The sequence below is a fragment of the Pseudoduganella sp. GW821-FHT12E03 genome (assembly GCF_058807115.1).
In genome coordinates this window covers 282,016-296,394 of sequence record NZ_JBXAQJ010000003.1, presented here as the reverse complement: position 1 = coordinate 296,394, position 14,379 = coordinate 282,016, and the positions used below count along the sequence as shown (strand labels likewise).

16 protein-coding genes are annotated in these 14,379 nt (G+C 64.3%); 10 read left to right on the top strand and 6 right to left on the bottom strand.

The window, feature by feature from the left end:
• Positions 1-59: 59 nt before the first annotated feature.
• From AC1RRC_RS09165 to AC1RRC_RS09140, 6 genes are all read right to left on the bottom strand, one after another.
• Positions 60-1,073, bottom strand: coding sequence for an SIS domain-containing protein (locus tag AC1RRC_RS09165; protein ID WP_493054980.1), 1,014 nt, complete (start codon positions 1,071-1,073; stop codon positions 60-62).
• On the bottom strand, positions 1,063-2,178 hold the full coding sequence (gene nagA, locus AC1RRC_RS09160; RefSeq protein WP_493054979.1) for an N-acetylglucosamine-6-phosphate deacetylase: 1,116 nt from the start codon (positions 2,176-2,178) through the stop codon (positions 1,063-1,065). Before nagA ends, AC1RRC_RS09165 begins: the two co-directional genes overlap by 11 nt.
• The gene (locus tag AC1RRC_RS09155; protein WP_493054978.1) at positions 2,175-2,909 is read right to left on the bottom strand and encodes a GntR family transcriptional regulator; all 735 of its coding nucleotides are present in this window, start codon (positions 2,907-2,909) and stop codon (positions 2,175-2,177) included. The genes nagA and AC1RRC_RS09155 overlap by 4 nt, the downstream gene beginning before the upstream one ends.
• A gap of 100 nt (positions 2,910-3,009) precedes the next feature.
• Positions 3,010-3,879 carry a glucosamine kinase nucleotide-binding domain-containing protein gene (locus tag AC1RRC_RS09150; RefSeq protein ID WP_493054977.1) on the bottom strand — a complete coding sequence of 290 codons (870 nt, stop codon included), beginning with the start codon at positions 3,877-3,879 and terminating at the stop codon, positions 3,010-3,012.
• A 278-nt stretch (positions 3,880-4,157) separates the two neighbouring features.
• On the bottom strand, positions 4,158-5,507 hold the full coding sequence (locus tag AC1RRC_RS09145; protein WP_493054976.1) for a GIN domain-containing protein: 1,350 nt from the start codon (positions 5,505-5,507) through the stop codon (positions 4,158-4,160).
• 264 nt (positions 5,508-5,771) lie between these two features.
• Positions 5,772-6,077 (bottom strand): hypothetical protein, encoded by a 306-nt coding sequence (locus AC1RRC_RS09140; RefSeq protein WP_493054975.1) that lies wholly within the window; start codon positions 6,075-6,077, stop codon positions 5,772-5,774.
• Between the two features lie 129 nt (positions 6,078-6,206).
• Here AC1RRC_RS09140 and AC1RRC_RS09135 point away from each other — a divergent pair, with 129 nt between their 5' ends.
• The 10 genes from AC1RRC_RS09135 (at position 6,207) to AC1RRC_RS09090 (ending at position 14,378) form a co-directional block, all read left to right on the top strand.
• Positions 6,207-7,127 (top strand): LysR family transcriptional regulator, encoded by a 921-nt coding sequence (locus AC1RRC_RS09135; protein WP_493054974.1) that lies wholly within the window; start codon positions 6,207-6,209, stop codon positions 7,125-7,127.
• A gap of 115 nt (positions 7,128-7,242) precedes the next feature.
• The gene (locus AC1RRC_RS09130) at positions 7,243-7,428 is read left to right on the top strand and encodes a hypothetical protein (RefSeq protein ID WP_493054973.1); all 186 of its coding nucleotides are present in this window, start codon (positions 7,243-7,245) and stop codon (positions 7,426-7,428) included.
• Between the two features lies 1 nt (position 7,429).
• Positions 7,430-7,903, top strand: a complete 474-nt coding sequence (locus tag AC1RRC_RS09125) for a hypothetical protein (protein WP_493054972.1) — start codon at positions 7,430-7,432, stop codon at positions 7,901-7,903.
• Between the two features lie 31 nt (positions 7,904-7,934).
• Complete coding sequence (locus AC1RRC_RS09120) at positions 7,935-9,656, top strand: AAA family ATPase (RefSeq protein ID WP_493054971.1); 1,722 nt, start codon at positions 7,935-7,937, stop codon at positions 9,654-9,656.
• Between the two features lie 3 nt (positions 9,657-9,659).
• Positions 9,660-10,700 carry a general secretion pathway protein GspB gene (locus tag AC1RRC_RS09115; RefSeq protein WP_493054970.1) on the top strand — a complete coding sequence of 347 codons (1,041 nt, stop codon included), beginning with the start codon at positions 9,660-9,662 and terminating at the stop codon, positions 10,698-10,700.
• A 22-nt stretch (positions 10,701-10,722) separates the two neighbouring features.
• Entirely contained in the window at positions 10,723-11,259 is a 537-nt protein-coding gene (gene mobB, locus AC1RRC_RS09110) for a molybdopterin-guanine dinucleotide biosynthesis protein B (RefSeq protein ID WP_493054969.1), read from the top strand.
• Positions 11,260-11,320: 61 nt separating this feature from the next.
• Positions 11,321-11,521, top strand: a complete 201-nt coding sequence (locus AC1RRC_RS09105) for a YjfB family protein (protein WP_493054968.1) — start codon at positions 11,321-11,323, stop codon at positions 11,519-11,521.
• Positions 11,522-11,713: 192 nt separating this feature from the next.
• Complete coding sequence (locus AC1RRC_RS09100) at positions 11,714-11,983, top strand: BufA1 family periplasmic bufferin-type metallophore (RefSeq protein ID WP_493054967.1); 270 nt, start codon at positions 11,714-11,716, stop codon at positions 11,981-11,983.
• A gap of 23 nt (positions 11,984-12,006) precedes the next feature.
• A complete protein-coding gene (gene bufB / locus AC1RRC_RS09095; RefSeq protein ID WP_493054966.1) occupies positions 12,007-13,920 on the top strand; it encodes an MNIO family bufferin maturase in 1,914 nt (637 codons plus the stop codon).
• Entirely contained in the window at positions 13,917-14,378 is a 462-nt protein-coding gene (locus AC1RRC_RS09090) for a DoxX family protein (RefSeq protein WP_493054965.1), read from the top strand. The genes bufB and AC1RRC_RS09090 overlap by 4 nt, the downstream gene beginning before the upstream one ends.
• The last annotated feature ends 1 nt before the right edge of the window (position 14,379 follow it).

Sequence of the window (14,379 nt, the reverse complement as noted above, 5' to 3'; positions counted from 1 at the left end):
CCTGCATGATTTGCGGCGACGCATGCAAGGCGGGTTCGTAGAACCCGCCCTACGTGCAATTAATGGGTCTTGGTAACTTTGTTCAGGTGGCGTGGCTTGTCCGGATCGAGACCGCGCGCCGCCGATAATTTCGCCGCCATCACATAAAACGCCTGGATTGCCACGATCGGGTCCAGGTCCGGTGTGGCGGCGACCGGCAAGGTCAGGTCGCGCTGCGCCACGTCGTCTGGGGCGGCCAGCAGCACGCGTGCGCCACGGCCGCGCATTTCATCGGCCAGCGCCAGCAAGCCGGCCTGCGTCGGACCACGGGTGGCGAAGATCAGCAGCGGATAGCCTTCGTCGATCAGCGCCATCGGGCCATGCTTGATTTCCGCGCCGCTGAACGCTTCCGCCTGCAGGGCCGAGGTTTCCTTGAATTTCAGCGCCGATTCCAGTGCGACCGGGAAGGAAATGCCGCGGCCCACCACCATGATGTTCTTGGCCGGCGCCAGCACGTCGATGGCCGGCGACCAGTCCAGCTGGCCCGCTTGCGACAGCGATTCCGGCAGTGCCGCCAGGGCCGCCTGCAATTCCGGATCGTTTTGCCATTGCGCCACCAGGCGCGCACCGGCCACCAGGCTGGTGATAAAACTCTTGGTGGCGGCCACCGATTGCTCTTTGCCCGCATGCAGCGGCATGGCCCATTCGGCGGCGCCGGCCAGTGGCGACGTGATGTCATTGACCAGCGCCACGGTGGTGGCGCCGCCATCGCGGAAGTAACGGATCGGTTCCACCACGTCCGGGCTCTGGCCCGATTGCGAAACGGCGATGGTCAGCGTGTCGCGGGTAATCAGCGGCGATTTGTGCAAGGTCACCAGCGACATCGGCAGCGACGCCACCACGCGTCCCAGGCGGGCCATGATCAGGTACGCGATGTAATTGCACGCGTGGTCGGAACTGCCGCGCGCCACGGTCAGCGCGGTGGAGTACGGCGTGCTCCTCAATTTGCGCCCCAGCTCCGCGTAGCGGTCGGCGTCGTTCGCCAGTTGCAGCGCGACGCATTCAGCGGCGGACAGGGCTTCTTTAAGCATCATTGAGGTCACAACGTTCTCCTTCGATATAAACGGCTTTGATATTGAGATCGCGATCCAGTACCACCAGATCGGCAAATGCGCCGGCCACCAGGCGGCCGCGCTCCTGCAAGCCGAGGTAATCGGCAGCATGCGTTGAGACCCGGGCCGAGGCGTCCGCCAGGGGCAGGCCGAGTCCTACCAGGTTACGCAGCGCCTGGTCCAGTGTGAGGGTGCTGCCCGCGAGGGTGCCGTCCGGCAGGCGTACGCCGCCCATGCATTTGTGCACGGTATGGCGGCCCAGCATATATTCGCCATCGGGCATTCCGGTGGCGGCCGTTGAATCGGTGACGCAGTACAGGCGCGGAATCGCGCGCAATGCGGTCTTGATCGCGCCCGGATGCACGTGCAGCAGGTCGGGAATCAGTTCCGCGTATTCGGCATGGGCCAGCGCCGCGCCCACCATGCCGGGCTCGCGGTGGTGAAGGCCGCTCATCGCGTTGAACAGGTGGGTGAAGCCGGACGCGCCGTGTTCGAGGGCGGCCACGCCGTCATCGTAGGAGCCGAGCGTGTGGCCGATCTGGACCCGCATGCCCTCATTGGCCAGCTCGCGCACCAGTTGCAGGTGGCCGGCGATTTCCGGCGCCACGGTGATGACCCGCAATGGCGCCAGCGCTTCGAGCCGCTGCACTTCCGCCAGGGTGGCTGCGCGCGCGAAATTCGGCTGCGCGCCCAGTTTGCCGGAATTGATGTACGGACCTTCCAGGTGTGCGCCCAGCACCCGCGCTTCATTCTTGCCGCGCTGCGCGACCGCCTTGCCGATCGCGGCCAGCGCCACGTCGATTTCATCCTGTGGCGCGGTCATGGTGGTGGCCAGCAAGCTGGTGGTGCCGTGGCGCGCATGGATTTTCGCGATGGTGTGGACCGCGTCGCCGCCTTCCATCACATCCTTGCCGGCGCCGCCATGCACGTGCAAGTCGATAAAGCCCGGCAGGATATAGTCGGCTTCATTGCGCTCCGGGTTGACGGCCGTGCCTTGCACCGCCGCGATACGTTCTTCAAACGTGATACCGCCCTGAACCCAGCCTTGCGGGGTCAGGATATTGCCTTGGATTGTTGCACCGCTCATCTGCGCGACTCCGCTACAAATTCATAATAATCGCTGCGGCAATAGGAGTGGGTCAGCTCCACGGCCGCGCCGTTTTCAAGGTAACTCACGCGCGTAATGTGCAGCATCGCTTCGCCGGGCTGGATATTGGCCAGCCGGGCCTGTTCCGCATTCGCATTGACCGCGCGGATGTGCTGCAGGGCGCGCATGGGGACCGTGCCATTTGCTTCCAGGTAGCCGTACAGGGACCCGGTGACGCTGTGCGGGTTCGGCATATAGGTTGCCGGGATGGTCGAGGTTTCTATCGCCATCACCACATCGTCCGCCGTACGCAAGCGCTTCAAGCGCGCGACCGGCATATTAGGAGACAAGCCCAGTGACAGCAATTCCAGCGGCGCCGCCACCCCCAGTTCGCGCTGCAGCCAGCGCGAACCCGCCGTGAAGCCGCGCTGGCGCAGCTCTTCGGAAAAACTGGTCAATCGCGACAGCGGCTGTTCCAGCTTCGGCGTGATATAGGTGCCGGAACCCCGTTTGCGGGTCAGCATGCCGCGGTCGCACAGCAAGTCGATCGCCTTGCGCGCCGTGACGCGCGAGATGTCGAGCATTTCAGACAGCACCCGCTCCGACGGCAGCGCTTCATTGGCGCGCCAGTCACCGCAGGCGATGCTATCGGACAGCTTGTTGGCCAGCTGCATATACAGTGGCGTGTCGCTGGTGTGATCCGGCCTGAAATCGCTCAACTGATCGAGCATGGCTAGCCTTTCATTCTGTTAGATGGGAGTACCTGATACCGCAGGACCAGGCGCCGGGAAGCTTGCAGTACCTGACACCTGCGGTATCAGGCACGGATAATCAGGGCTCCACTTTTTTTCGGATCAGGCGCAGCGCGCCGGCCGCCGAGTCACCCTGCGGCGGCACGATCCGGTGCAGCAAATCGACCGGCAGGTAAGCGCGCATCGGTTCGCCGAGGCCGCCGCACAGGGCGATCGGCAACTGCCGTTGCGGATCGAGCGCGGTGGCAATCAAGTCCACCTGGCGCCCCGCTTCCAGCAGGATTTCACGCGCGGTGGCGTCATTGTTGGCATGCTGCAGCACGATCGGCGCCAGCTTGGCGTAACTGGTTTGCGTGGCGTTGGCCAGCCAGACCTGGATCGCGTGGCGCTCGCCGCCGCAGGCCACCGCGACCGCGATGGCAAAGGCGCCGCCTTGCACGCGGCCATCGAGGACTTGCTGCACGTGGTTGATGGCCGACAGGCCGATCCAGGCGCCGCTGGCTTCATCGCCGGCCGGAAAACCCCAGCCGCCTACTTCGCGCCGCGTCCCGTCCGGCAGCAGGATTTCGCCCACGCTGCCGGTGCCCAGGGCAATGATGGCGCCCGGTTGTCCGCTGTGCGCGCCCAGCAGGGTGGTGTAGGCATCGGTGCCCAGCGCCACGGCGCCATAGCCCGGATTGGCATCGACGAAATTGGCCGCCCATTGCGGGTTATGCACGCCCGCCAGGCCGAGCCCGATCGCGATGGTGGCGCGCGGCGGCACGTCGAGCGCGCCGGCCTGGAAGGCTTTAGCAACGGCCTCTTCCACTGAATTCCACGCATTCTTAATGCCGTGCAATAAGCCCGATGGGCCACTGTCGCCTTCGCCCACAGGTACACCATTGCTGCGTTCGATACGCACCCGGGTACCGCTGCCGCCGCCGTCCACGCCGATGAAGAATTCGATCATTTTGTAATCCGAGATGAGAAGCTGAGGGGCACTATAAGTTTGCCTAACCAGCTTGTCAACAGGTATTTAACTGGTATTAAAAAATGAGGAAGTGGACTAGCGTAATTTCTTGCTATGGTGAAGCTAAGTGATTGTTTTTATGTGGAAAGATGTTGTGGGAATTTGGTATTGCAGGTGGTCTGGCTTAATGCCAATTTTTTTCGGTGGCGGAGCGTGTAAACGAAAAAAAGCCCGGCGTGAGCCGGGCACAAGGACAAACCAGGAGGAGATAGGGGAGATCAGTTACGTTCGCGCACGCCGCTGCGGTCAACCAACACCACGCGCGCCGCATTACCGGAGCTGCGGGTGTTGCCCGCGTTGAGCTGACCCTGTACGTTGACGGTGGCGTTGCCGGGGCCGTGGACCTGGATTTCAGCCTGCTTGGCCAGCAGGTTGCGCGCTTCCAGGTTGCCGGAACCGGTCAGGTGCGCGTCCAGGCTGGCGGTGGTGCCGTCCAGCAGCACCTGGCCCGGGCCGCTCATTGTGACTTTGACTTTTTCACATTGGGTGGTGGTCTTCAGGTCGCCGGAGCCGCGCACTTCCGCGTCGAGCGTATCGCTGACTTTTTTCAGGTAGATGTTGCCAGGGCCACGGTTGCGGGTGACGGCGCGCGACACCACCAGGTCTTTCGCGTTGAGGTCGCCGGAGCCGCTGACTTCCGCGCTCAGGGTGGTGCTGGTGCCGGACAGGTCGACATTGCCGGGCCCGTCGAGGATCACACGCACATTATTGCTTTGCAGGCCACGCGCGCTGAGGTCGCCGGAACCATGCACTTCGGCATCGAATTTCTTGATGGCGCCGGCAATGCAGGCGTTGCCCGGGCCGCGCAGCACGGCGGAAGCGTTTTCCACATTCAGGCTGCACGCTTCCAGGTCGCCGGAGCCGGCGACTTCGGCGCGGATGTCACGGCTGCTGCCGCGCAGGGTGACGGTGCCGGGGCCATGCACAGAGGCATTGACCGTGGCGACTTTCAAGTCGTGCATATCGAGATCGCCGGAGCCGCTGGCATCGAGGTTGACGTCTTGCGTGACGTTGCCGATATGCGTATCGCCGGGGCCGGTCAGTTGCAGGTTCAGGCTGGCCGAGCGCAGCGCACGCAAGTCCATGTCGCCGCTGCCGGTGCCGCGCACCACCAGGTTCGTGACGGCGCCGTCGGCACGCACGTCGCCGGAACCGTTGGAGGTCAGCGCGAATTGCTGGCCGTGTACTTTTTCAATTTTCACGTCGCCACTGCCGCCAGTGCGCAAGCTTTGCAGGCCGGCCGCGCTGATGGTCACGGTGGCGGCTTCGGGCGAACGGCCGATATTGATGGTGAAGCCTTGTTTCTTCAGTGAGCGCACCACCAGGGTGCCGTTTTCCACTTTGGTTTCGATATTGTCGAGCTGGCGGCGGGTGCCGCGCAAGGTGAGCCCAGTCTGGCCATTGTCGGACACCACCACGTTGAACGGGCCGGACAGGTCGATCGCGCTGAAGGCGCTGACGGTGCGGGTTTCCGTGGCGGGGGACTTGTCATCCTTGTTATCGGCTTGCGCCAGGCCGGCCAGCACCAGGGCGGAGACAATTGCAGTGGTTTTTATCAAATTGTTCATTTGTCACACCTCAAGTTAAGTGTGTGAACAATATGCTACTTGCCGGGAGATGGCCTGCGGAAAGGGATGAAAGCGCGAATTCGGGGGATCAACTGCAAAAAACCGGCGCTGAAATGTTGCGGTAAGGACCGGGAACGGTGAATACGTAGGGCGGCTTGGATTCATCAAGCCGCCATGCTGGAGTTGCCGGTGGGGCGTGCGCTAGTGGTGGCGCATGCAGGGGTCAGGCACCGTAATGACAGGGGCCAGGCACCGTAATGTCGATTACTTCAGCAGGTCGTACTGCTGCGACATGGTCGAGCGGTGGTTGCGCACGGCTTCGGCGGCTTCGGCGCGGACTTCTTCGCGGGTGCGGCCGGCTGGCTTGGCGGCGATGGGCGCCACCGCGGTGGCCGCGACCGTGGCGCCGGCGGCGCTGGCCGTGGCCACGGCGCTGGCCAGCAGCACGGGTTTGCTGTCGGCTTGCTGTGCTGGCGCGGCCTGGGTAGGGGCCGGGGTCTCGGCCGCGAAGGCGGACGTGGCGCCCAGCAGGGCTGCGGCGATGGCGGCGATGGTGTGTTTGGTATTCATGTCAGGCTCCTTTGGGGGATTCAAACTAAGCGATGTTTTGATGTTGCCAGTGTAGTCGTTGCGATGTCCGCAAAAAAGGCGAATAATCGCAATGCACAATTCCTATATTGGAAATAATGAGGGGGTGGTATGGACCGGCTGCAATCGATGCGTGTATTCGCCAAAGTGGTGGAGCAGGGCAGCTTTGCCCGTGCCGGATCGGCGCTCGAGATGTCGAACGCTGTTGTCACGCGCCACGTGGCGGACCTGGAGCAGCACCTTGGCACGCGCCTGTTGAACCGCACCACGCGCAAGCTGTCGCTGACGGAAACCGGCAATGGCTACCTGGACCGTGTGCGGCAAATCCTGACCGATATCGATGAAGCGGATGCGGTCGCCTCGGCGGCCGCCTGCAAGGCCTCCGGCACGCTGCGGCTGTATTGCCACCCGAACTTTGGCCAGTCCCAGCTGGCGCAATTGCTGCCCCGGTTTGCCGCGGCCCATCCCGATGTGGTACTGGACGTCACCTTGGCGGACCGCACCGTCGATCTGGTCGAAGATGGTTACGATGCCGGCATTTTCATCGGCGTGCAAAAAGTGGATGGCAACATGATTGCGCGGCCGCTGGGCAGTTCCACTGTGATCCTGACCGCCTCGCCGGACTATGTGCGGCGGCGCGGCGAACCGCTGGCGCCGAAAGCCTTGTCGGACCACGATTGCCTGAATCACTCCTTCGACCAGCTGCGCCATCACGCCTGGCGCGTGCAATGCAATGGCAAGGAAATCCGCGTCCCCATCGTCAGCAAGATGATTTCCAACAGCAACGAAGTGTTGCGCCAGGCCGCGCTGGCCGGCATGGGCATTATGTTGCGTACTTCCTACACATTGGGTGGCGACTTGAGTACGGGCAAACTGGTGCAATTGTTACCGGAATACTGCACGGGACGGCTGGAAGTGTTGCTGGTTTATCCCAGCCGCAAGCTGGTATCGGCCAAGGTGCGGGCCTTCGTTGATTTCATGACACAAGTCTTTCCCGATCCGGCGGCCGATCCATGGTTGTCGGCCTTGTAACGATTACAGTTTTCCCGCTGAGCTGCCGTTAACCAGGCAGGCGGCGCATGTCGGAAAGATGGTGTCATAATGCATGCAAGCGTGTGCGCGGCTCGGCCTGCACGGGAGAACCAATATGATCAAATATTTAGGAACCAGGAAATCAGGCGAAGGCGGCGTGCTGTATGTCTTCCTGATCAATGGCCAGCAAAAGGAAATCCGCGAAGGCGCGCTGAAACAGTATCCGGGCTGCTATGAAGCGCTGCCCGCTGCCGCCAAGGCAAAAATCAGCGCCAACCGTGCGTGGCTGTCCAAGGCTTGACATGCGGCTGGTGTTCGCGCTGTGCGGCGTCTTGCTGGCCGCTTCCTTCTCCGCTCATGCTGTCACGCCCACCACTTTCGGCACGGTGATCGGCAGCGCGCTGCTGTGCAACGATCACACCAGCAACCAGCCATTTTACGATTACATGGTGCGTTTCTTTGGCCCGCCCTACAAGCGTGACGGCGGCGCCTGGTGGTTCCGTACGCCCGATGCGCGGCTGTGGGATACCGAGATCAGCGAAGTGATGGTCAGTGACGATACCTGGCCGCTGGTGTTCGTCGGCGCGGTGGCGGAAACCACGCCGGACTTGCTGGAAAAGGCAGTCTCTGCCCAAAGCGGCGTCCGGTATGCGAAAATTGACAGTTCGCGCTTTCCGGTTCGGGAAACCAAGCCGGGGAGCAGGATCGTTTATTTCGACCGCAAATCCAAGATTTACTGCGCCAAGTTCAAGCCGCTGCCGCCCGCGTTAAGGTGAGGCCCGCGCTGGAACCGGCGCCAGGGGCTTCATGTACACGCAATTCTTCCAGCTGAAACAGTCGCCGTTTTCCATCGCGCCCGACCCGCGCTATCTGTATATGAGCGAACGCCATCGCGAAGCGCTGGCGCATTTGCTGTATGGCGTGGGCAGTGGTGGCGGCTTCGTGCTGCTGACCGGGGAAATCGGCGCCGGCAAGACCACCGTATGCCGCTGCTTCATGGAGCAGATTCCCGCCAATTGCGAGCTGGGCTACATCTTCAATCCGCGCCTGACGGTGGAAGAATTGCTGCAATCGGTCTGCGAGGAATTCCGCATTGCCATGCCCGAAGCGGCGCATGGGCCGCACAGTGTCAAAGGCTATATCGACGTCATCAACCGCCATCTGCTGGCCAGCCATGCGGCGGGACGCAACAACGTGCTGGTCATCGACGAGGCGCAAAACCTGTCGCCGGCCGTGCTGGAGCAATTGCGGCTGCTGACCAACCTGGAAACGTCCGAGCGCAAGCTGCTGCAAATCATTTTGATCGGCCAGCCGGAATTGCGCGCCATGCTGGCCCGCCCCGAACTGGAACAACTGGCGCAGCGCGTGATTGCGCGCTACCACCTGGGGTCGTTGTCGGTGGAAGAAACCGGCAGCTACATCGGGCACCGGCTGGCCGTGGCGGGGGCGCACAGCGCGCCATTCCCGCGCCAGCTGATGTCCGTCATCCATGGCATGACAGGCGGCGTGCCGCGCCGGATTAACCTGCTGTGTGACCGGGCCCTGCTGGGCGCCTACGTGGAAAATACGGCAACGGTGACACGCGCCATCCTGCGCCGCGCGGCGGCTGAAGTGTTTGCCGATACCGCCGCCGCGCCGCCGCCGGCGCGCCGCCGCTGGCAGTATGTGGCGGCTGGTGTCCTGGCCGGGGCGGTGCTGACGGGCGCGGCGGCGTGGCAATTGCTGCCGTCCATGACTTCATCCGCAGCCACATCGCCGCTTGCCATGTCCACCCCGGGGTCTGACCCCAAGGGTGGACAAGGCGCGGCGCATGCCCCGGGGGCTGGTCCGGCAAACGGGATGAGGGCGAACCCGGCGAATGGAACGGGGATGGCCTCCGGGGCCGTTGCGGGTGCGCCGGCCCAGCCTGCCGTGTTGCCACCGGGGGCTGACCCCAATGTGTTGCCGGCGGACGCGGCGTTGCGCCAATTGGCGGCGCTGTGGGGGCAGCAAGTGCCGGAAGGGGACTTCTGTGCCGGCGCGGCGCGGCTGAATTTGCGCTGCCTGCACGGTAAGGGCGGGCTGGATGAGTTGCGGGGCCTGGATCGCCCGGCAGTGCTGCTGTTGACCGATGGCGCCGCGCGGCGCCATGTGTTGCTGGAGCGGCTCGATGGACGGCAAGCGGTCGTGCGCAGCGGCGGCAAAACCGAAACCATGGCGGCCGACGCGCTGGCGTTGCGCTTCGATGGCGCTTACACGACGTTGTGGCGCGCGCCCCGCGCATGGCGCGATGAAGTGGTGGAGGGTGATCGTGGCGCCGATGTGGACTGGCTGGCACGCCGCCTGGCGGACTTGCAGGGCGCACGCAAGCCGCGCGACAACCGTCCCCTCGGCGGCGCGACCTTGCAGTTGCTGCGTGAATTCCAGCAGGCGCAAGGCTTGAAAGTCGATGGCGTGGCCGGACCGAAAACCATGATGCGGCTGCAGCAGCTGGCCGGTGTGCAAGAGCCCCGCCTGGTCCGCGATGCGGCGGCGGTGACGGGAAAATAAACGATGTCTTACATACTTGAAGCCCTGAAAAAAGCCCAGGCCGAACGCCAGTTGGGCGCCACGCCAGATGTTCATGCGCCGACCATTGACGCCTATGCGGCGAGCCAGTCCGGACGGCCCGCATGGCTGCCGGCCGCGCTCGGCGGCGCGGCGGCGGTTGCCGCACTCGGGCTGGCGTTATGGTGGCGGCAGGATGCGCCGGCGGTGACGGCGCCGCAGGCCGGGATGCCAGTGCCGGCAACGGCTGGCCAGACGGATTTGCAGGCAGGCACGGTACAGGCGGCGCAGCCTGGCGGCGGGCAGCCGGTGCCGGCGCAGGCGCCAGCCGCAGCGCAGCCCATGACAGCGTCTGCGCCGCCATCGGCGGGGCAATTGGCGGCGCAGGCGCCTGCCATCCACCCGTCAGCGGTACAGCCATCAGCGATGCAGCCATCAGCCGCGCAGCCATCAGCCATGTCGGCGCCGGTAGCGCAGGCGCCAGCCGCCCAGCCTTCAACTGCCCGCTTGTCGGCAGCACAGGCGCCGGCCGCACCACCATCAGCCGCGCGTCAACCGGCGGCGGCGCTTCCCGCCCAGGCTACAGCGGCGGCCGTGCCAGTGCCAGCGAGCACCGTGGCGGCCCGGCCGGGCGCGGACCAGCCGCCGATGGCCGGTGCGGCAGCCCGGGGCAATACGGCGTCCTCCGTGACCCAGCCGGAACCCCGGACCGCTGCCAACGGTGCACCCGCCAAGCCGGTGTCCTCGGCGGCGCAGCAGCAGGCAACAGTGGCCGCCGCTCCCGCCAAACCAGCCGCCGCGCCCGAGCCCCAGGAAGAATTCATCCCCGCCGCACGCGACTTGCCGGAACCGATCCAGCGCATCTTGCCCACGGTCGCCATGAGTGGTTATATGTATTCGAAAAATCCGGCCGACCGGCTGGTCCTGATCGACAAGGCGTTGCGCCGCGAAGGCGATGAGGTGGCGCCCGGCCTGGTGCTGGAGCGGCTGCAACCGAAAGCCGCGGTATTCACGTTCCGTGGCTACCGCTACCGGGTGCCGTATTAACTCATTATTGTGAAGGACCGAGATGCAAGCAGTTCCCCCCGCCTTGACGCAACCCGTGATTGGCATAGTCGGCACCTCCGGCAGTGGCAAGACCACGCTGCTGGAATTCCTGGTCACGCAACTGGCGGGGAAGGGCATGCGGGTCAATATCATCAAACATAGCCACCATGACCTGGAACTCGAGCCGCCGCGCAAGGATTCCGCGCGCCTGCGCATGGCGGGCGCCCATGAGGTGATGGTGGCGTCGCCTTACCGCTTTGCCATCATCCAGGAATTGCGCGGCGCCCCCGAGCCCACGCTGGATGAGCAGCTGGCGCGCATGGCGCCGGCCGACTTGACCCTGGTCGAAGGTTTTAAAAGTTATGCCTATGACAAGCTGGAAGTGTTCCGGCTGGAAGCGGGGCGTCCGCCGCTGTATCCGCACGACCCGTATATTGTCGCGGTGGCGTCCGACCAGCCGCGTCCCGCCGATGCGCCGCCCGCAATCGCCTGGCTGGACTTGAATGCGCGTGAATCCGTGCTGGCCTGGCTGGCGGACTGGATGAAAAAAATTGCTTAGCGCCCTAAAGTCCCACGGAAATCATCCGTAACCGGGGGATAGGCCTGATTGGGAGGATGCCATGGACGTAAGCGGAATTGCACGAACTGCCACCACGATTGCCGATACCGGCATCAAGCAAGATGTCGCCCTGGCGGTGGAAAAGAAAGCCCAGGAAGTCCAGGCATCGAGCGCACAGGCGCTGGTTGAAGCGATTCCGCCGGTTCCCAAGGCTTCCAACTTGCCGCCCAATCTCGGCACCCGCATCAATACCACAGCCTGAACATCAGCCTGAATGGCCGTTGCGGCGCACGTTGCGCTGATGTGATACCACGCCCGGACATCGAGTTCCGGGCTTTTTTATTTCTGAAAAAATAATTCAAAATAGTTGTAAGGATGCGCCAGCCTGGCGCGACTACCGTGCAGCCGCAGATCACTGCGCTGCCATTTTTTAATCCACCTGAGGAGATACACCATGAACAAACGCCAAGCCCTGATCGCCGCCGCCCTGGCAACCGTTTGCGCCGCCGGCGCGGCATCCGCTGCCGATATGCCAAAAGGCGGCAGCGACAAGGAAAAATGCTATGGCATCGCCAAGGCAGGCCAGAACGATTGCGCTGCCGCCAATGGCGCGCACTCGTGCGCCGGCCAGGCCAAGGAAGATAACGCCGCCACGGAATGGAAATTCGTCGCCAAGGGTACCTGCGAAAAAGCCGGTGGCAAAACCACGCCGCCCGCCAAGTAATCCTGGCGTGACTGGAGCCCGCGATGCTGTATGACCGCCGCCAGCCAAACGCCAGCGATGCGCAAGGTCAGCCATCCGATCAAGCCACTGCCGCATCGCTTGGCGCGGGTGTCGGACTGCGGGCGCCCCATTACCGGCAATTCCTCGAGCAGCGGCCCGCCACGGGCTGGCTCGAAGTCCATACGGAAAATGTCCTGGACCGCGCAGGCTGGGACTGGCACGTGCTGCAAACACTGCGGCGCGACTATTCCGTCAGTCTGCACGGCGTCGGCCTTGGTTTGGGTTCGGCGCGCGGCTTTTCCACTGAACACGTGCAGCGGGTGCGCGGCGTGGTGCGGGACCTGGAGCCCGCGCTGGTGTCCGAGCACCTGTGCTGGGGCGCCGTGCAGGCGCACCATTTAAACGATTTATTGCCGCTGGCGCTCGATGGCGCCGCGCTGGATTTGCTGTGCGCACGGGTCCAGCAAGTGCAGGATGCGCTGCAGCGGCCGATCTTGCTGGAAAACGTGTCGACTTATGTGCGCTACCGCGACGATGCGATGAGTGAAGCGGCCTTCATGGCCGAACTGGCAAAGCGCACCGGCTGCGGCCTGCTGCTCGACATTAACAACCTGTACGTCAACCAGTGCAACCACGGCGAAGATGCGCTGGCCGCCTTGTCCGCCATCGCGCCCGGCATGGTGGGGGAAATCCACCTGGCGGGCCACCTGGTGACGCCGCACGCGGTGATCGACCACCATGGCGACACGGTGGCGGAACCCGTGTGGGCGCTGTACCGGGCGGCGCTGCAGCGTTTCGGCGCGGTGCCGACCCTGATCGAATGGGATACGGATATTCCGGCGCTGGATGTGTTGCTGGGCGAGGCCGACAAGGCGCGCGCCTGCCTGATGAGGCAAGTGCGGCAACAGCAGGGGCCGCTGCCGCCAGTGTGGCGCGGCGGGGCCGGGACTGCGGCCACCGGTGTGCTGGCCGATGGCGAGGAGGCCATGCGACAACGCACTGGCCTGGCTGCCACGACTGTTGCCATTGGCGGCGAAGCCACCTTCCAGCCTCGTTTCAGCTCGGCGGCCACGAACGGAACTGGCGGCGGCAACGGGGCCGTCCTGCGCGGCGCCGGGGAAGCTGCGGCCATGGACGCTGGTAGCGATGAGTCGCCATCGGCATCGCCTCCATCCCCCCTGGCGCGGCATCAGCAAGCCTTCGCCGACGGCCTGTTCGATCCGGCACAGACACCGCAAGCGATCGCCCCGCTGGCGCCCCATGCGCAGCTGGAGCACCGCTTTGCGCTCTACCGAGGCAACCTGTCGGCGACGTGGCACAAGGTCATGGCGGCGGCGTATCCGGTGATTGCGCAACTGGTGGGGGAACCCTTCTTTGAAGCGCTCAGTAAAGCATATGGCCGCGCCCATCCGTCCGGCAGCGGTGACCTGAACCGTTTCGGCGCGCACTTCGCCGGGTTCCTGGCCGGTTTCCCGCATGTCGCGCAATTGCCGTATTTGCCGGACATGGCCACCCTGGAATGGACGCTGCACCGCGCCCACTACGCACCCGATGCGCCGGCCGCCACGGCGGAAACATTGGCCAGCGTGGCGCCGGAGGCATTCGAGCAGTGCACACCCGGCCTGCATCCGGCCTGCACGCCGCTGGCGCTGTCCAGCAACGTGGTGGCGCTGTGGCAGGCGCACCAGCCGGACGGACCTCCTTTCCCGCAAGACATGACGGTCCCCGCATATTGCGTGGTGACGCGTCCGCGCTGGAAGACTGCTGTGACGCCGCTGCCCGCCGCGTCGCATGCGGCGCTGGCGGTCTTGCGCGATGGCGGCAACTTTGGCGCGGCGCTCGATGCGGCATTCGATGCCGATGACGATTTCGATATGGCTGGCCAACTGCAATGCTGGCTGGCGGCGGGCGCCATCAACGATTGGAGCAACACGTGAATACCTTCATGGCATTGCACCGCCGCCTGTCGTGCGGTGATGCGTTCTTATCCGACTGGGGAGTGGCGCTGGCCAGCCTGGCGATCCGTTTTTATGTGGGCTGGCAATTCCTGAAGTCGGGTATGGTCAAAGTGCAAGACTGGAATGCCACGCTGGATTTGTTCCGCTACGAATACATGACGCCGCTGTTGCCGCCGGAGCTGGCGGCCGGCATGGGGACGGTGGGGGAACTGGCGTTGCCGGTGCTGTTGTTTATCGGCTTGCTGACGCGGCCGGCGGCGCTGGCGCTGTGCGCGGTCAATGTGATGGCGGTCGTGTCGTACCCGCAATTGTTTCAGTTCGACTGCCCGGCAGCCGTCAATGACCATTTCTATTGGGGCGCGCTGTTGCTGGCAGTGGTGGCGATGGGGCCGGGACGCCTGTCGCTCGATGCGTGGCTGGCGCGCAGGGTGGGATAAG